Below are 18224 nucleotides of genomic sequence, written 5' to 3' on the forward strand. Positions count from 1 at the left end.
CCTCAGATCGCCATCTCGCGGTCCCAGCGCTTGATCCAGCCGTCGCGCTCGCGGGCGACGGCGGCCCAGTCGATCTGGTGCACCACGAGATCGGTGGGCAGGCCCGCCGGGCGCGGCACCGCGCGGTTCGTCGGCAACGAGAAGGTCGGGCCGACGAGGCGCTGCTGCAGCTCGGCCCCGAGCAGCATGTCGACGTAGGCGAAGGCGAGATCCGCCTGAGGGCAGCCCTTCACGACGGCGACGCCCGACGGCATCGCGAACACGCCCTCTTTCGGCGCCGCGAGGTCGATCGGGGCGCCGGCGGCCTTGCGCTCCAGGGCGTAGGACGACATCGCGGACGAGATCATCCAGGCCTCGCCCTGCTCCAGCAGGTTGTAGGCCTGGGGCTGCTGCGTGTAGACCGTCAGCAGGTTCGGCTTGAGCGTCGCGAGCCTGCGGAAGCCCGGCTCGACCTCCCGTTGTGCGGCGTCGAGCGACCGGCCTGTCGCGAGGGCTGCCGCGACGAAGAGGTTGGGCAGCCCTTCCGTGTTCTGCAGCGAGGGGAGGATCACCCTGCCCTTGTACTTGGGATCGTAGGGGTCGGCCCAGGAGGTCGGGGCTTGGCGCATCGCCTCGGTGTTGTAGGCGATCCCGAGCCAGGGCTGGAGGTAGTTCGCCCACATCCCGTCCATATGAACGGTGCCGGGGACGAGGGCGGCGAGGTTCGGCACCTTCGCCGGCGTCAGGGGATCGAGCAGTCCTTCCTTGACCGCCAGGATCATCACCGGGTCGTCCATCTGGACCACCGACATGTAGGGCCGGTCGCGGTTCTTCTGCATCTTCTCGAGGTTCACCAGCGAACGCGTGCCCTCGAAGATCACCCTGGCGCCATGCTGCTTCTCGAAGGCTGGGACGACGATCTCCTCGACCCAGGCCTTGTGGCCGGCGGCTCCGCCGACGACGAGTTCGCGGGTCTGCGCCCGCAGGATGCTGGGCGCCGCCACCAGGGCACCGAGCGTCGCCGCCCCGCGCAGCACCGAACGACGATCGGGGGAGAAGGACGGCATGGCGGGAACCCTCCGGACGTAGCGGACGACGTCCCAGGGGTACGGCTGAACGCCCCAACAATGAAGCACAAACTCAGCGCAATTGTGCACAATCTTGGAGCGTCGGACGGCATGAATGGGCTTGGGCGGCGGCGCGCCCGGCCTTATCTCGGGCCAGGGCCGATGCGGGGTCGGGAGAGGCTTGATGGACTGGAAGGCGGTGCGTGCCGTTCCGTCGAACGGCGAGGCGGCGCAGGCCGAGATGGACGAGGCGGCGGTCCACGCGGTGCTGGCGCGGGTGTTGCTCGACGGGCGGGTTCCGGCCGGGACGAAGCTCGGCGAGCACTTCCTGGCCGAGATCTTCGGGGTGAGCCGCGAGCGTGTGCGCAAGGTGCTGCACCGGCTCGGGCACGAGCGGCTGATCACCGTCGAGAAGAACCGCGGCGCCTTCGCCATCGCCCCCGACCTGGAGGAGGCGCGCATGGTCTACGAGGCGCGGCGCATCCTGGAGGGCGGCATCGTCGGCCATCTCGCGACGGCGCTCGACGATGCCGGCGCGGCGCGGCTCGCCGCCCACCTCGCCGCAGAGGACGCCGCAATGGCGGCGGGCGACCGCTTCACCTCGATCCGCCTGTCGGCGGAATTCCACTCCATCCTGGCTGATCTCACCGGCAATGTGCTGATCCGGCGCCAGATGCAGGAACTGGTCGCCCGCACGATGATGCTGGTGGCGTTCTTCGAGCCGGACAGCTCGGTGGCTTGCCAGTGCGCCGAACACCGGGCGGTGTTCCGGGCGCTCAGCGGACGCTCGCGGGCGGGAGCGGTGCGGGCGATGACGACCCACCTGTCCCTCGTCGAGACGCGGCTGCGCCCGCGAGTCTGCGAAACGGTGCCGCCTGCCCTCGATGAGGTGCTGCTCGAGGCGCTCGCCGCTTGGCGGGCCAGGACCGAGCCCGCGGCGGCGCCGGCCCGCGGTGCAGCCTGACCGCGTCACGTTTCTCTATGGTGTGATTAGGCGTGGAACAGCGGTTCATCCGCACTTTCGGTGCTGACGGGTCCTTGTCCAGCCAAGCTCCGGGTGTCTCGGTTCACGCTGCACGCTGCACGCTGCACGCTGCACGCTGCACGCGCTGGCGGAGCGGGTCGAACTTGGCGCGACCATACATGCTGCGTTTGATCAGCTTGAGGCGGTTGACCTGGCCTTCAACCTGGCGGTCGTATCCCAGGGCGTGGTGTAGCTGTCACGGAACGAGACACTCCTGCTGTGAAGGCACGTTGCCTCGTGCCTGACCAACCGATCCGGGGCAATCCCAATCCCAACTGTGCACCGCGGCCGCGCGAACGGTCGAAGACCTGCATGATGCGATCCGCCAAGACTTCGCGGCCTTCGCCCCACAGGAATGTCGCAACTACCTCAATGCAGCCGGATACCGGACAGATCGCTACGGTTCAGCCTGATCGGGCGATGCTTTAAGCAGATTTCGCCGAAGTAGTTGCCGGTTCGGCGCCGAAAATCTGCGACAAGACAAGGATCTAAGCGGGCGAAGCGTTGGCCTGCCAACGCAAGTCTGCCTAGGTGCGACGCGTTGCGGCGGCATCCTGCCGGATCAGGTCGGCGATTCGCTCGGCCATCATCACGGTGGGGATGTTGGTGTTGGCCCGCGGGATCGTCGGCATCAGGGAGGCGTCGCAGACGCTCAAGGCATCGATGCCGCGCACCCGGGCACGCCCGTCGCAAACGCTCAACGGATCGTCGGCCGCCCCCATGCGGCAGGTGCCGGACGGATGCCAGGTTCCACCGACCTCAGCAGCCACGTAGGCCGATAGTGCCCGCTCGTCGGCGAGCAGGCGGTCGAGGGTGACCCCCCGGGTGACGAGGCCGTGGATCAGCGTCGCTTGGGCGGGGCCGGCAAGATCGAGAAGACACGACAGGATCCCGCGCTGCACCGCTGGCCAGGGCTTCGCCGCCGCAGCCCGTGCGACCCGGGGCGAATAGCTCGCCGGGAAGACGGGCCCGCGGATCCCCGCCAGGGAGGGGTCGCGCAGGGCGCGGGCGCCACGGCGGACGGCGTCCGTCAAGCGAGCGAGATCGCGCGGATCGGACAGCATGCGGAAATCGACCTGCGGCTCGGTCCTCGGATCGGGCGCGGCGAGGCTGACCTCGCCGCGCGAATACGACTTGTTGACCCAGAAGAAGATCCCGCCGATCCGTTGGCCCAAGCTGTGCCAGCCCGTCCGCGACAGGATCGCGCCGTGCATGTCGCCCTCCGGCGTGCCGGGCAGGCCCGAGGAGTAGCGCAGGATCGCCTGCTCGTGGTGCTCGTCTTGGTCGCGGACCCGGCCGGCGCGGGGCAGGTAGGTCGAGACGGCGATAGAGGGGTGCTCCATCAGATTGCGGCCGATGCCCGGCCGATCGGCGACGACAGGGATGCCATGCCGGCGAAGGATTGCCCCGGGTCCGACGCCGCTACGCATGAGGAGGGCCGGGCTGTGGATCGCGCCCGCTGCCGCCACGATGTGGTCGGCGAGAATCGTTTCGGACGGACCGCCGGCCAGGGGCGCCACCGTGGCGCCGACCGCCCGCCTCCCCTCGAACAGGACGCGGTCAGCGAGGAGTCCGGTGCGCACGATCAGGTTCTCTCGCGCCCGCACCGCCGGCGTCAGATAGGCCACCGAGACCGGCACCCGCTCGCCTGCATCCGAGATCGCGGTCGTGCCGACATAGACCCCGTCGCGCCAGGGCCCGTTCTGGTCGAACCCGCCAGGGTAACCTTGCGTTTCGAGCGCCCGCATCGCGGCGGCGACGAAGGGGGAGAGTTGTTCGGGTTTGGCGCGGCGGATCGGAAGGGGCCCGTCCCTACCATGCAGCTCCCCGGTGCAGTCTCGGTCGGCCTCGAGCTTGCGGAAGTAGGGCAGGCAGGCCGCCCATGACCAGCCCTCGGCGCCGAGCGCGCCCCATTCGTCGTAGTCGCCGGGCGCGCCGCGATTGGCCATCATGGCGTTGATCGCCGAGCCGCCGCCGAGGCGGCGCGCCTGCTCGTAGCGCCGCGGGGCCGGCGCCTCCGGCCGGTTGCCGGCAGGCGCGCCCATCCGGGCAGTCAGAGCCGGCCAGATGTTGCGCGGATCGAGATAGGCCCGGCCGGGATAGCGGCTGCGGATCTCCGGCGGCATCGCGGCGGCGGTCAAGTCGTCGCCCGCCTCCAGCAGTGTCACGCGGAACGACGGGTCTTCCGAGAGCCGCGCGGCCAGCACGCAGCCCGCTGAGCCGCCGCCGATGATCAGGATCGCGGTCATGAACTGATGGACGACTTGCGGGCGCTCAGGCTCGCCAGCACCACCACGATCAGCGAGGCGGCGGTGAGGAGCGAGGAGATCGCCGCGATGGTCGGATCGATCTCGTCGCGGAGCGCCGTGAACATCCGCTTCGTCAGGGTCTGGTTCTCGCCGCCGGCGATGAAGATCGCCACCACGGTCTCGTCGAGGGCCGAGATGAAGGCGAACAGCGCGCCGGAGACCACGCTCGGGCGGATCTGCGGTAGGGTGACGGTGAGAAAGGCGCGCAGGCGATTCATGCCGAGGCTGCGCGCCACCATCTCCTGAGCCGGGTCGAAGCCGCGCAGGCCCGCCAGCACCGCGGTGACGACGTAGGGCGTGGCCAGCATCACGTTGGCGAGCACCAAGCCCGGCAGCGTCGCGAGCAGCCCGGTCTTGGCGAAGACGAAGAACACCCCGATCGCCGTGATCACGATCGGCACGACCAGCGGCAGGAGTAGGATCACGGTCAGGCTGCGGGCGAGGCGAGCACCGCTCATGCTGAGAGCGTAGGCCGCCGCGGTCCCGATCAGGGTTGCCCCGAGCGCGGTCGCCAAGGCGACCCCGAGGCTGACCCGCGCCGCCTGCATCCAGGACGGGTTGCCGAAGAACGCCTCGTACCAGCGGAAAGAATAGCCCGGCGGCGGGAAGGTGAGGAAGCGGGCGTTCGAGAACGACATCGGCACCACGATCAGGATCGGCAGTACCAGGAAAAGCAAGACCAGCGCGACGAGGATGCCGAGGGCGAGGCGGGGGGCAACCGAGGCCGGCATCAGCGCGCTCCCATGATGCGCTCGAGGGGAACCACCCGGGAGGCGAGCCAGAACAGGGCGGCGACCGCTACGAGCAGCACGACCCCGATGGCGCTCGCCGCGCCCCACTGGTTGTAGATCTCCACGTTGCGGCTCACCAGCATCGACACCATGAAGGTGCGCCCGCCGCCCAGCAGTTCCGGCGTGATGTAGAAGCCGAGCGCCAGCACGAAGACCAGCACCGTGCCGGCGACGACGCCCGGCATCGACAGCGGGAGGAAGACCCGAAGGAAGACGTGGAGGGGACCGCCGCCGAGGCTCGCGCCGGCCAGCATCAGGTCGCGGGGGATGCGTTGCATCGTGGCGTAGAGCGGCAGCACCATGAACGGCAGCAGGATGTGCAGGGTGGCCAGCACCGTCCCGAACTCGTTGTTGATGAGCGCGATCGGCTGATCCGTAAGACCGAGGCCCTGGAGCATCCCGTTCACCAGGCCGCGGCGCTGCAGAAGCACCATCCACGCATAGGCGCGCACCAGCACGCTGGTCCAGAACGGCAGGATCACCAAGCCGAGGACCATGACGCTCCAGCGCCGCGGCAAGGTCGCTGCCGCGTAGGCGACTGGATAACCGAGGAGCACGGCCAGCCCGGTGACGGTGAGGGCGATGCGGAAGGTGAGCAGGAAGCTGCGCCAGTAGATGTCCTCGGTGAGGAAGCGCCGGTAGTGCTCCAGGGTGAACGCGCCGTCGGTGGTGACCGATTGCACGGCGAGCCAGGCGAGCGGCACCACGAGGAGCGCCGCGACCACCGCGAGGGCGGGGGCGAGAAGCGCGAGCACGAGCAGCTGCTCGCGCCGCTCATGCCGCCGCAGGGCGGCGCTGGGGTGGGTCATGGCGCGTGGTCCGGGACGGATGGTCGGTGGGACGAAGATGAGGACGGCGAGCGGGCCGCTACGCCCCCTTTTGCCGGGCAGGATGTCCGGCCAAAGGGAGGACGGGAGAGGAGCAGCGCGATACCGATCCGGTCGTCGCACGTCATGAAGTACGCGATCTCTCCGGTAGCATCGCCCCCTCCCCCGGGGCGTCTACGCTCGCCGCCCTGCCCCGGAAGGGGGAGAGGTTGCGCGTCGCGCTCACTTCCTCTGCACGAACTCCGCCCAGCGCTTGAGCGCGGCGTCGCCGGCCTCCGAAGTCCACCACTCGGCAGAGAGCACCGCCTGCTTCTTCGCGTTCTCGGGCGCGCTCGGCAGCTTGATCGCGAGGGACGCCGGGATGATGCCGGTGTCGAAGGCCGCAGGATTTCCGGGGCCGTAGGGGATGTTGAGCGGCAGGTTGGCCTGGAGCTTCGGGTCGATCGCCTGGTTCACGAACTTCACCGCGTTGGCGAGGTTCGGGGCGTTCTTCAGGATGCAGAGCGAGGTGTTCTGGAGTATGCCCTGGTTGTAGGTGTAGTCCGCATCCGCCCCGGCTTCCATCACCGCCGACACACGACCGTTCCAGATCATCTCCATGTCGACCTCGCCGCCCTGGATCAGCAGGGCCGACTGGCCGCCGGAGGTCCACCAAACCGAGATATGCGGCTTGATCTCCTCGAGCTTGCGGAAGGCACGGTCGACGTCGAGGGGGTAGAGCTTGTCAGGCGCTACGCCGTCGGCCATCAGAGCGGCTTCCAAGGTGGCGAAGGGATGGTTGCGCAGGGCCCGGGCGCCCGGGAACTTCTTCACGTCCCAGAAATCAGCCCAGCTCTGCGGCGGATTCTTGCCGTACTTACTCTTGTTGTAGGCGAGCACGCTCGAATAGAACTCGTACGGCACCGAGTAATCGGTCTTGTAAGCTGCTGGAATAGCAGCGGCGTTCGGGATTTTCGAGAAGTCGAGCTTCTCGATCAGGCCTGCTTTGCCGCCGCGCACGCAATCCTGGGTCGGGGTGTCAACAACGTCCCAGGTCGGCTTGCCGGTCGCGCCTTGCGTGCGGATCACCGGCCAGGCGTCGGGGGCGCTGTCCTGGTTGATGGTGATGCCGAGCGCCTTGGCGGCTGGGTCCAGGATCGCCTTCGTCTGGGCCTGCTGATAGGCGCCGCCTTGCGACACGAAGGTGATCTGCTCGGCAGCGAGAGCCGGAGCGACCGTGCCGAGGAGGCAGGCCAGGACGGTGGTTCTGATGAGCGACGCCATCTCGACTTCTCCTCTGGTTGAACAAGCCGCGCCCTAGCGGCCGATCGTGTCCAAGAACTGGTACCAGCCCGCGACGAGCCGGATCACCGGCTCGCGCAAGCCGTAGAAGGGGACGGGCTGGAAGCCGCCGGCGCCGAGCAAGGCCACGTCCGGGCTCTCGCCGAGGGCGAACGCGGCCGCCATGCCTCCGAGGTGGCTCGACATCGCGACCCCGGCGCCGTTGTAGCCCATGGCGAAGCTGACCCGGTCGTCGAGCCGGCCGACATGCGGCAGGGCGTCGAGGGTCATCCCGACGAGGCCCGACCAGCGATGGGCGACGGCTGTGTCGGCCAGAGCCGGGAAGGTGCGCACCATGGCCCGGTGCAGGGTGGCGAAGGCGGCCTCGGAATCGGAGCGCCCGAAAGCACCGCGGCCGCCGAACACCATCCGGCCATCGACCATGCGGAACCAGCGCATCATCCGCCGCGTCTCGACGTAGATCCGCCGGCTCGGCAGGAGCACGGCGCGCAGGTTGTCCGACAGGGGCTCGGTGGCGAGGATCGCGCTGCGGAACGGGATCAGGCGGGTGCGCAACGGCGCGGCCGCGCTGGTGAGATCGGTGTAGCCGTTCGTCGCCACGATCACCTGGCGCGCCCGTACCGAGCCGCCCGGCGTCTCGATCCGGATAGCGCCGGCCTCTCGGTGGAAGCGCAAGGCCGGGCTCGCCTCGTGGATCGCGATGCCCTTGGCCGACGCTGCCCGGGCGAGGCCGCGGGCATAGTTGAGCGGGTGCAGCCCCCCGGCCTTCGCCGAGAGCACGCCGCCGACGAAATCTTGCGAGCCGGTCTCCTCCGCGACTGCCTCGCGCGACAGGACTGAGACGGAGGTGTCGCCCATCTCCCGCCGCATCCACTCCATGTCGGCGACCGCCGCCGCCAGGGTGGCGGACGTGTGGGCGCATTTGAGTTGGCCGACCCGGGTGTAATTGGCGTCTGCGATGCCGTGCTCGGCGATCAGCCGCTCCAGGGTCTCGACCGAATCGTAGGAGATGGCGTGCATGCGCTTGGCGACGCCGAGCCCGTGCCGGCTCGCGATCGCCTGGAACGACGGGCGGAACTTTGCCGAGACGACGCCGCCGTTGCGCCCGCTGGCGCCCCAGCCGATCGCATTGGCCTCCAGCACCAACGCCCGCTCCCCCCGCTCGGCCAGCGCCAGGGCGGCCGAGAGGCCGGTATAGCCGCCGCCGACGATCGCGACATCCGCCTGGACGTCGCGATCGAGCGGCCCGAAGCGCCCGGCCGGCACGGCGCCGGCGGCCCAGAGCGAGGCGGCCGGAGGCTTCGGGAAGGCCTCCATGGTCAGGCCGCCTGCCGAGCGATGGCGAAAGCCGCGTCGGCGGCGTCTGCGAGCTTTTCCAGCGTCGGGAAGTGGTAGTCGGGCGTCGTCAGCCGCTCGGGCTCGGGCGTGCCGCCGAACCCTTCGAGGCCTTGGCGACGCTCGATCCAGCAGACGGTGTAGCCGAGGTCCCGGGCGATGCCGATGTCGTGGTACTGGCTCTGGGCGACGTGGAGAATATCGCTCTGCTTGTAGCCGAGAGCCGATTGGCGGCCGCGGTTGAACGCGAAGAATTGCGGATTGGGCTTGGCGACGCCGGTATCGTCGTAGGTGACGCCGTCGTGGAACGGGTTCCCGAGAGTGTGGGAATAGAACGAGAAGGCCGAGCGGTCGGCATTGGTCATCGCAACAAGGCGGTAATGCTTGCGCAGGCGCTTCAGCGCCGCCACCGAATCCGAGAAGGCCGGCCAGCGCAGCACAGAGAGCTGGAACGCGTCGGCATCGGCGTCCGTGTTCGGGAAGCCGAGGTCCTTGGCGACGTGACGATAAACGTCGGCGAACACCTCGCTCGAGCGCTCGTAGTTCAGCTCGCGGCCCTTGAGGTACGAGGCGAAGATCGTCGCGTCGCTCAACTCGGCCTGGCTGCGACCGGACACGGTGCGCAGGTGGTCGAGAATGCCCTTCTCGAAGTCGATCAGGGTGCCGACGACATCGAAAGTGAGGACCTTGAACGTATCGAGGGAGGGAGCAGACATTGGTTTACCTTCCAGGATCGAGGTGGGGAGGGTCAGGCGGGCTCCGCCGGGACGACGATCGTGTCCTGCGGGTGGAGGAGCGCGGTGATCGCGCCGCCGGGGGCGGGAATCGCCAGGCGCCCGGCATGGTGGGCCGGCTGGCGCAGGGAGATCTCGGGCCCGCCATCGAGGGCGACGAACACCCGCAGGCTCTCGCCCTGGTACACGACGTCCGTGACGCGCCCTTCCAGGCGGTTGTAGCCGTCGCAGGTTGCGTCGCCGGCCACGATCAGCTTCTCGGTCTGGATCGCGAGCAGCAGGGCCTCGCCCGCCGGCAGGGGCCGGGCGCTGCGCAAGGGAGTGGATCCGAGCGCCACGGTATCGGTGCCGGCGCGGGTCACCGGCACCAGGGTCGATTCGCCGATGAAGCTCGCCACGAAGGCACTCATCGGCCGGTCGTGCAGGCGCTCGGGCGTATCGACCTGGGCGAGGCGCCCGCCGCGCAGGATGGCGATGCGGTCGCTCATCGTCAGCGCCTCGCGCTGATCGTGGGTGACGTAGATGATGGTGGCTGCGAGCTGCCGGTGCAGGCGACGCAGCTCGATCTGCATCGTCTCGCGCAGGTGCTTGTCGAGGGCGGAGAGCGGCTCGTCCATCAGGATCAGCCGCGGCCGGAACACGATGGCGCGGGCGAGCGCCACGCGCTGGCGCTGGCCGCCGGAGAGCTGCGAGATCGCCCGATTCTCGTAGCCGGACAGTTCGACCATCGCGAGGGCCTCCGCGACGCGAGGCCCCCAGGAGGCCTTCGGCTCGCGCCGTGCCCGCAGCGGGAAGGCGACGTTCTCGGCCACGCTCAAGTGCGGGAACAGGGCGTAGTTCTGGAACACCACGCCGATGTCGCGCTTGTGCGGCGGCGTGAACGTGACGTCGGTACCGCCGAAATGCACGCTGCCGGAGGAGGGAACGATGAAGCCGCCCAGGATCCCGAGCAGCGTGGTCTTGCCCGAGCCCGAGGGGCCGAGGAGCGAGAGGAACTCGCCCGGCGCGACGTCGAGCGAGACGTCATCGAGGGCCGTGAAGGCGCCGTAGCGCCGGGTGGCGTTGCGGATCGATACCCCGACGCTGCCGCCGGCGAGCGGTCCGCCGCTCACGCCCGAATTCGATCCCGCTGCCGCCATCGTGGGGTACCGCCTTCGCGTCCGGTGCTGTCGACCGACGGAAAGCTCACAAAAGCGGCGCTCGGGTTCAATGTCGAAAAAATCTGCACGCCCATAACTCCAGGTTATGGCGCATCGAAGCAGGCCCGGCCCATGCCGAGCTCGGGATAGAGCCGGTCGACCTTCGCGACGTCGGCCCGCATTTCGGCGACGATCCAGTCGCGCACGGCGGCGACGGACCGACGCAGCGGCCGCGAGCGCAGGTGGATGAGCTGGCACATCCGCGCGGTGCGGGTGAGGCGGGCGGCGGCCGGTACGAGGTCGCCGGTCGCCAGCCAGTGCGAGACCACGCTGGCCCAGCCCAGCGCAACGCCCTGGCCCAGCAGAGCGGCCTGGAGCACCACCGCATAATCCGAGAAGTTGAGCGAGGCGCGCGAGCCGTTCCAGTCCGGCCCCGGATCGACTCCACCGCTCCACATCGGCGAGGTGGCTGAAAGGTTCACGAAGGTGGTGCGGCTGCCATCGGCGTCCCGACCCGCCAGGTAGGCGGGGCTGCAGACCGGCAGCATCACTTCGTTCATCAGGAACAGAGCCTCGTGGTCGAGGTCGGGTCCCTCGACGAAGCGCATGCCGAGATCGACGGCATCGACCGGGCCGGCGAGCGCCCCGGGAATGAGCTGGAAGCGGAAATCGACCGACGGGAACGCCTCCTGCAGGGTGTTGATGCGCGGCATCAGCCAATGGGTCGTGAAAGCCGAGGACAGGGAGAGCGTAACCGTGTCGATGCCGGTGCGGCGGATGTCGATCTCGCGCAACGCCGCCTCGATACCGCGGAAGCCGTCCGCCACTCGGCGATGAAGGATCGCACCGTCCTCCGTGAGGGCGAGGCCGTCGCCCGAGCGGTCGACGAGGCGCACGCCGAGGTGACGTTCGAGCTGCGCCATCGCCTTGCTGACCGCCGGCTGGGTCACGTTCAGCTCGGCTGCCGCCCGGGTGAAGCTCATGTTCCGCGCGACCGCCTCGAACACGAACAGAGCATGGTTGGAGGGTAGCATGCGTCGGAGGGGGTTCATGATCGTATGCTCAGGTCGCGCTATCACGCTCTGATCGCGACGACGTCGCCAGCCCGGACGGCGGGCTACCTCGAACCACGGCTAGGTCCACTACGGGTCATGATGGAAGAGAGCTGCCGCTTGCAAGCATCCAGGCTCGGACGCTCGACGATCATCCTGCGTTCGGATCTCAGGGCCTGGCTGTCGGCCCTGCCGCCGATGCGGCGGCCTTCCATGGAGGAGGCACCACAGAGCTGCCGGCCCTCCTTCCGCGCGGCCTCTGCCTGGCGATCAACCCACCGCCCCATATCGACCAGATGCCCCCCTTGGCCGCCTTCTGGCTTGCCTCGACCGATCCAGCAATAGTGCGACTCGCCAGCAGAGGCCCATCGAACCAGCTTCTCTAATGTCAAATGCGATAGATTTCGTCGGTTGAGATCTTTCGTACCGACATCTCCTGCGTGCGATGCAAGATATAATCTCGCTACACGAGGCTGATCAGCATAACTTCAGCACCGCCGTACTGTGCCGGCAGCAAGGACGCCGCACTGACCCGCTCAGGGTTTTTCGAAGGTATTAGTCCTGTGTCAGGCGGCCAGGGCGTGGTCGCCGACGTGGGGCCGAACAGAGCGCTTCGGTCTCCGCGGGAGGGACGTTGCCGATCGGTGCGAGCTGGCGGCGATGGTTGTACCAGTCGACCCATTCCAAGGTTGGCACACTCCATCGCCTCGAAGGAGCGCCACAGGCTGCGACGGCGATCGCCTCAGCAGACTTGCGTTGGCAGGCCAACGCTTCGCCCGCTTAGGTTCTTGTTTTGTCGCAGATTTTCGGCGCCGAACCGGTAACCGCTTCGGCGAAATCTGCTTGGAGCATTTTCCGACGAAGTGGATGCCGGTTCGTCGACGAAAATGCGGCAAAATCAAAAACCGAGAGCGCTTCGCAATTGCAACGCGATCGTGAAGTGCCCTAGAGCCCGTTGCGGCGCGCATGAACCGACCCCGAGACGCCCCGGTGACCGAAGCTTATCTCGCAGGCACTGCTTCGAAACCCGCCGACCTGCCCTCGCAACCGCCCTGCGCTCAGCCGTTGCCACGATCACTTGGATTCACCTTCACTTCGTTCAGGCAGAAGCGGCAGCAAGCCGTCGCGAAACGTAGCGGCCGGTGCCGACGGCTTCGTCCCGAAGCGCACGGTCTTGCAGCACTATCCGGCCGCGCACGACCGTGTGGAGCACGCGTCCCCGGAACCGCCGGCCCTCATAGATCGAGTAACCGGCGCTCGAGCGGACGTCCCCACGTGTGAGGGTCCAGTCGGCGTCGAGGTCGACGAGGGCGAAATCGGCGTCGAGGCCCGGCACGATCGCTCCCTTTCGATGAGCAAGCCCCATGATCTGCGCTGGACGGGTCGAGACGAGGTCGACCACCCGGGGGAGGTCGAGGCCACGGGCGTGATAGCCCTCTGTGAGCAAAACCGGCAACAGGGTCTCGAGGCCGGGGCAGCCCGGCGAGGCTGACCAGATGCCGCCGGCCTTGGCGTCGAGGCCGCGATGGACGTGGTCGGTCGCCACGGTGTCGATGGCCCCCGACAGGATGCCGGCCCACAGGGCCTCACGGTCGGAGGCCTCGCGCAAGGGGGGATTGATCTTGGCCGTGTCGCTCCCGCCGGTCTCGCCCCCGTCCCAGCCGATATCGTGGGTCAGGTAGTGCGGGCAGGTCTCGAGGAAGAGCTGCGCGCCCGCCTCGCGCTGGCGCAGGCCCGCCGCCAGGGCTTCGCCCGAGGAGGTGTGCACGACGTAGAGCGGCGCGCCGGCGGTGCGGGCGATGAAGCCGGCGCGTTGCACCGCGTCGGCCTCGACGAAGGGCGGCCGGCTGGCGTTCCAGGTGGCCAGCCCCCCGGTGCCGTCCGGGTCCGCGGCCTTGGCGCGCTCGCGGGTGACCCAGGCGAGCTCGATCGTCTCTGGGTGCGGGCAGACCATGCCGCCGGCCCGGGCGGCCGCCTCGCATAGGCGCAGGAGGAAGCCGTCGTCGATGTCCGGCAGGCCGAGGCGGGCCCCCTCCCCGCCGCGGTTGTTCATGAAGATCTTGAAGGTCGGCGCGCCGTGGTCCCGGGCGCAGGCCTCGACCTCGGCGAGCTGCGCCTCGGTCGAGATGATCGGGTGATAGCCGAAATCGATCCGCGATCCGGCCTCGGTGACCCCGATCACCTCCGGCAGCACGCTCGCGAAGGGGTCGCTCGTCATCAGGTACGGGATGAAGCAGGTGATGCCGCCGACGGCCGCCGCCGCGCTCTCCTGCGCGGCATCCGCCGGCACGCGCGGCCGGGCGATGTCGCGGCCGTGGCCGAGATGGAGGTGAACGTCGATGGCGCCGGGCAGGACGACGAGGCCGCGGGCGTCGAGCGCGGTCGCGGCCGAGGCCGGCGCGCCGGGGGCGAGGATCGCGGAGATGCGGCCGTCGCGGACGGCGATGTCGCACGCGGTGCGCCCATGCCCCGGCAGGACGGCATTGCCGCCGCGGATGAGGAGGTCGTATTCCGTGCTCATGCGTCGCTCCGGACGGAGTGGGACAAGGACAGGGTGAGGGCGTCGATGCGCGGGGCTTCGGCGAGCGAGTCGATGGCGGCCTCCAGGGACGCGATGCCTTCCGGCGCGAGGCTGCGGACGGCGTTGCGGCGGTATTTCGATCGTACCGCGTCGTCGCCGGCAGGCCGTCCGGCATTGCCGTAGACGTCGTCGACCCGGATCTCGTGCCGGGCACCATCGCGGGTCTCGGCGACGATCTCGGCTTCGAAGACCTGGGGGAAGCGGGCGCCGGCGAGCGGCTCCCAGGCGATGCGGCGGGCGAGCGTCAGCACCGCCGCGCTCGCCGGCGCCTCGAAGGTCGCGAGATCGACCCGGCCCTCGAGGAGGCGCGCCGCTACCGCGACCGGCAGGCTCCAGCGCGCGGCGTGCCCGCTGGCGGGGGCCTGCTTAGCGCCCCAGGGCTCGCAGATGATCGGTGCCGCGCCTGGAGGCACCCGGCAGGTCAGCGCGGCGACGTCGTCGGGCTCCACGCCCCGCTCGGCCAGGATTCCGGCGGCCTCGATGAAGGGGTGCAGGTAGTGGCAGCAGGGGTGGAACTTGAACGCCGCCTGCGGCAGGTGCCACTCCGTGCCGAGCCCGTCGAGGGCGGCCGCGAACGCCCCGGCGAGGCGCGCGTCCCCGGCGAAGGCCGAAAACAGCCCGCAGCGCCCCTCGAAGGCGGTCTCCGGCCCGGTAAGGCCGGCCCGCGCCAGGTCAGCGGCACTCAGACCGGCTTGGGCGGCAAGCCCGGGATGCAGTGACTTGACAGTGGCGCCGTTGGTGAGGAACTCGAACACGCCGGACGCGCCGCTGAGCCCGATCCCCATGGCCGCCACCGTCTCGTCCTCGGTGAGGCCAGTAAGTTCCGCCGCGACGAGAGCCGCCACCAGGGCGCCGCCGACCGAGGTGACCTGGAAGCCCCGGGCCTGGAAAGCCCCGGGCGCGGCGAGGCCGATGCGGACCAGCACCTCCCAGCCGACGGCATAGGCCGTGGTCAGCGCCGCTCCAGAAACGCCTGCGGCCTGGGCGGCGGCGAGAGCCGCGGGAGCGAGCACGGCCGAGCCGTGGACGATCGAGCCGGTATGGGTGTCGTCGAACTCGAGCCCGTGCATCAGGCCGCCGTTGACGAGGGCCGCCGCGGCCGGCGCGACACGGCCGGGGATCCCGATCAGGCTGGCGCTCCCCGGCCCGAGCCCCGCGGCGTAGCGCCGGTAGGGCGCACCGGCCTCCGAGCCCGCCGAGGCGAGACCGACCCCGATCGCGTCGAGGAGGTGGAGGCGCGCGGTGGCCGCCACCTCCGGCGGCAGGCCGTCGCGGGAGACCGCCCGGACGCGCTGGACGAGGTCGCGGGCGAGCGTCACGGCGTGCTCCCGAGTTCGCGGGCGGCGGCGAGCGCCGCGAGGCGTCCGAGCGCGATCGCCGACAGGAGCCCGTTGCCGGAGGCGTAGCCGAGCGCGCCGGCCCGGCCGCTGATCCCGGCCGCCGCGCCGCCGCCGGCGAAGAGGTTGGGCACCGGGGCTCCATCCGGGCGCAGCACGCGTGCGTCGGCATCGACCCGCAGCCCGCCCTGGGTGTGGAACAGCCCGGGCACGACGCGGCCGATATAGTAGGGTGGCGCCAGGGGACCGAGGCCGAAATCCCGCCGTCCGTGCGGGTCGGGCACGGTCCCGGCCGCCGCTGCGTTGCGCTGAGCGATCTCCCCGGCGAGCACCTGCGGATCGAGTCCGAAGGGTCGGGCGATCTCCTCGGCAGTGTCGCCGCGCTTGAGGCCGCCGTAGTTCCAGAGCTCCATGAACTCCTCTTCGGCGGAGGCGACGTCGAAGATTTTCTGGTCAAACACCGCGTAGGCGCGCCCTCCCCGTGCCAGAACCTCGCGGGCATAGCCGGAATAGCCGAGGCTCTCGTCCCCGAACCGGCGGGCATCGTCGCCGACGATGATCCCGCCCTTCTCCACGGTGGTCCAGGACAGGAGGCTGCCCTGCGGATAGGCGACGGCGGCGTAGCCCTGGTAGGCCGCCATGTTGGCGAGCGCCGCTCCGAGCTGCTCGCCCCACAAAACCGCCTCGCCGGTGGAACCGCGGGCCCCGAAGTACTCCGCCCCGGCGATCTCGGGGCAGAAGCGCCGGACCAGCTCCGGGTTCGCCGCAAAGCCGTTGAGGGCGAGGATCGTCTTGCCGGCCCGGATCTCGACCGTCTCGCCGGCGGCCTCGACGAGGGCGCCGCACACGATCCCGTCCTCGACGATCAGCGCGCGGGCGCCGTTGCCGACCGCGATCGGAATTCCGCGCCGCTCGGCTGCCGCCACGAGGTCGTCGACGAGGTCCTGTCCGCGCCGCGAGACCGGGGCGTGCAGGCGCGGCACCGAGTGCCCGATATGCTTGTAGGCGGTGATGAGGGTGAGCTTCGCCTCCACCGTGTCGACGAGCCAATCCACGGTCTCGGCCGAGACGCTCGCGAGGCGCTCGACCAGGGCACGGTCGTCGGTCTCGCCGCCCGCGATCGCCATCAGGTCGGCGACCATGCGGGCCGGCTCGTCCGCGATGCCCGCCTCTTGCTGAAAACGGCTGCCCGCCGCCGGCACCGAGCCGGTCGAGAGCGAGGAATTGCCGCCGGGCCGCTCCTGCTTCTCGATCACCGCCACGCTCGCTCCGGCATCGTGCGCGGCGATGGCCGCCGCGAGGCCGCAGGCCCCGGCGCCGATCACCAGGATGTCGAGTTCGTCGCTCACCGTGCCACCCCGCCCGTCATCTCGGTCACGCAATCCCGCCACGGTCTCTGCAAATCCCGCTCGTCGTCCTCGGCCCTGCGCACGATCCGTTCGAGGACGGCAGCCATCCGGGGGTACGCGCGGCTGGTCTCAGCGAGCTTGGCCAGCATCGTGTCGGTGTCGAAGGGCTGATCGGCACCGCCGCGGGCGCTCTCGCAGAGCGCGCTCAAGGCGGTCCCGTCGCGCAGGCGCCAGGTCACCCGCGAGGGCCGGTCGTTCGGCGGCGGGCCGATCTCGGGCAGGGGCGCCAGCCGGACCCGGCGGCGCAAATCCGCGATCCGCGGCTCGTGCAGCGTGGCTTCGTCGAAGGCCCCCTGCCCGCCCGTCCCGGTCACCGCGGCCGCGGCGAGCGCGTGCGGCATCGAGAACTTCGCCGCCAGCACGGTCGCCGGCTCGACGGTGGTGAGCGTGAGGCCGCGGGGATGGGTCTCGACCAGGATCTCGTCGATCTCCGGGACCGGATCGACCGCCCCGTCGCCGCCGGCGACCTGCGCCCGCAGCGATAGGGATGCCTCGATCGCTCCGTGGGCGTACTGGCAGCAGGCGAAGACCTTGTGGTAGCCGCCATGGATCGCCCAGTCGGTGCCGAGGCCGTCCGTCAGGGCCTCCGGCAGGCAGGCCGTGCCGAGGCCGCCGACGAAGACGTCATGGAAGGTCTCGGGCAGGCCGGCGATCCCGGCCTCGGCCCCGTCGGCGGCGCGCAGGCCGATCCAGGCGCCCGCCGAGGTCCAGGCGTTGCGCACCAGCGCACCCTCGATCGCGTGACCGTAGGGGCCGGCGAAGGTCATGCTGGCGGCGGCCGACACCGCGTCGAGGAGGAGCTTGCCGGAGAAGCCGCGCAGGAGCCCGATGCCGGCCGCCGCCCCGATCGTCGCGAAGGCGGCGTGCGGGTGGACCGTCATGGTGGCGAACGGAAACGCGCGGGCGCATCGCACGGTGATCTCGTAGGCCAGCGCCAGCGCCTCCAGCACTCGCGCGACGCTCGCCCCCTCGGCCTCGGCCTCGGCCAGCAGCGCCGGCAGGATGTAGGCCCCGGCGTGGCAGGGCGCGCCGCGATAGCCCTCGTCGAGTTCGCACCAGGTCGCCGCGAGGCCGTTGGCAGCTGCCGCCGAGGCCCGGTCGAGGGGCGGGCTGCCGGGGGCGAACACCGTCGCCTCGGCGCGGCCCGAGGATCGCGCCAGCACGGCGCGCATCCGCGCCACCGCCGGCTCGCCGGCGGCGGCCACCATCGCCCCGAGATCGTCGGCGAGGACCAGCGCAGCACGGCCGCGGACGGTCCCGGGCAACGCCTCGTGGGAGTACGCGGCAGCCCAGGCCATCAGCGACCGCACGGCGTCGGCGCTGCGGGCACGCTGGGCGGGATCGGAATCGGGTGCCATG

General features: G+C 70.2%; 14 protein-coding genes and 1 pseudogene. 1 reads left to right on the forward strand and 14 read right to left on the reverse strand.

The window, feature by feature from the left end; genetic code table 11:
- Positions 1–2: 2 nt before the first annotated feature.
- Complete coding sequence (locus BMX97_RS16765) at positions 3–1046, reverse strand: ABC transporter substrate-binding protein (RefSeq protein ID WP_091752440.1); 1044 nt, start codon at positions 1044–1046, stop codon at positions 3–5.
- Between the two features lie 184 nt (positions 1047–1230).
- Between BMX97_RS16765 and BMX97_RS16770 the strand changes: the two genes are divergently transcribed.
- Positions 1231–2010 carry a GntR family transcriptional regulator gene (locus tag BMX97_RS16770; RefSeq protein ID WP_177202258.1) on the forward strand — a complete coding sequence of 260 codons (780 nt, stop codon included), beginning with the start codon at positions 1231–1233 and terminating at the stop codon, positions 2008–2010.
- 587 nt (positions 2011–2597) lie between these two features.
- Here BMX97_RS16770 and BMX97_RS16775 read toward each other — a convergent pair.
- The 13 genes and pseudogenes from BMX97_RS16775 to BMX97_RS16830 all read right to left on the reverse strand — a co-directional run bounded on the left by BMX97_RS16775 (position 2598) and on the right by BMX97_RS16830 (position 18223).
- Complete coding sequence (locus tag BMX97_RS16775) at positions 2598–4319, reverse strand: GMC family oxidoreductase (protein WP_091752447.1); 1722 nt, start codon at positions 4317–4319, stop codon at positions 2598–2600.
- Positions 4316–5110 carry an ABC transporter permease gene (locus tag BMX97_RS16780; protein WP_091752450.1) on the reverse strand — a complete coding sequence of 265 codons (795 nt, stop codon included), beginning with the start codon at positions 5108–5110 and terminating at the stop codon, positions 4316–4318. Before BMX97_RS16780 ends, BMX97_RS16775 begins: the two co-directional genes overlap by 4 nt.
- Positions 5110–5979, reverse strand: coding sequence for an ABC transporter permease (locus BMX97_RS16785; protein ID WP_091752453.1), 870 nt, complete (start codon positions 5977–5979; stop codon positions 5110–5112). Before BMX97_RS16785 ends, BMX97_RS16780 begins: the two co-directional genes overlap by 1 nt.
- Positions 5980–6219: 240 nt before the next feature.
- Positions 6220–7260, reverse strand: coding sequence for an ABC transporter substrate-binding protein (locus BMX97_RS16790; RefSeq protein WP_091752456.1), 1041 nt, complete (start codon positions 7258–7260; stop codon positions 6220–6222).
- A gap of 33 nt (positions 7261–7293) precedes the next feature.
- Positions 7294–8595, reverse strand: a complete 1302-nt coding sequence (locus BMX97_RS16795) for an NAD(P)/FAD-dependent oxidoreductase (protein WP_091752459.1) — start codon at positions 8593–8595, stop codon at positions 7294–7296.
- 2 nt (positions 8596–8597) lie between these two features.
- Positions 8598–9329: an HAD-IA family hydrolase gene (locus tag BMX97_RS16800; RefSeq protein ID WP_091752462.1), complete on the reverse strand. Its 732-nt coding sequence runs from the start codon at positions 9327–9329 to the stop codon at positions 8598–8600.
- A gap of 32 nt (positions 9330–9361) precedes the next feature.
- Positions 9362–10486: an ABC transporter ATP-binding protein gene (locus BMX97_RS16805; protein ID WP_091752465.1), complete on the reverse strand. Its 1125-nt coding sequence runs from the start codon at positions 10484–10486 to the stop codon at positions 9362–9364.
- A 104-nt stretch (positions 10487–10590) separates the two neighbouring features.
- On the reverse strand, positions 10591–11538 hold the full coding sequence (locus BMX97_RS16810; RefSeq protein ID WP_091752467.1) for a LysR family transcriptional regulator: 948 nt from the start codon (positions 11536–11538) through the stop codon (positions 10591–10593).
- Positions 11539–12093: 555 nt separating this feature from the next.
- Positions 12094–12274: pseudogene (locus tag BMX97_RS32125) on the reverse strand (hypothetical protein); the annotation flags it as partial.
- A 363-nt stretch (positions 12275–12637) separates the two neighbouring features.
- Positions 12638–14059, reverse strand: coding sequence for a dihydroorotase (locus BMX97_RS16815; RefSeq protein ID WP_091752470.1), 1422 nt, complete (start codon positions 14057–14059; stop codon positions 12638–12640).
- The gene (locus tag BMX97_RS16820) at positions 14056–15438 is read right to left on the reverse strand and encodes an MmgE/PrpD family protein (protein ID WP_091752473.1); all 1383 of its coding nucleotides are present in this window, start codon (positions 15436–15438) and stop codon (positions 14056–14058) included. The genes BMX97_RS16815 and BMX97_RS16820 overlap by 4 nt, the downstream gene beginning before the upstream one ends.
- On the reverse strand, positions 15435–16805 hold the full coding sequence (locus BMX97_RS16825) for an FAD-dependent oxidoreductase (protein ID WP_091752476.1): 1371 nt from the start codon (positions 16803–16805) through the stop codon (positions 15435–15437). The genes BMX97_RS16820 and BMX97_RS16825 overlap by 4 nt, the downstream gene beginning before the upstream one ends.
- Positions 16802–18223, reverse strand: coding sequence for an MmgE/PrpD family protein (locus BMX97_RS16830; protein WP_091752479.1), 1422 nt, complete (start codon positions 18221–18223; stop codon positions 16802–16804). Before BMX97_RS16830 ends, BMX97_RS16825 begins: the two co-directional genes overlap by 4 nt.
- Position 18224: the final 1 nt, after the last annotated feature.

The organism is Methylobacterium sp. ap11 (assembly GCF_900110515.1).
In the GTDB taxonomy this organism is placed as follows: Bacteria; Pseudomonadota; Alphaproteobacteria; order Rhizobiales; family Beijerinckiaceae; genus Methylobacterium; species Methylobacterium ajmalii.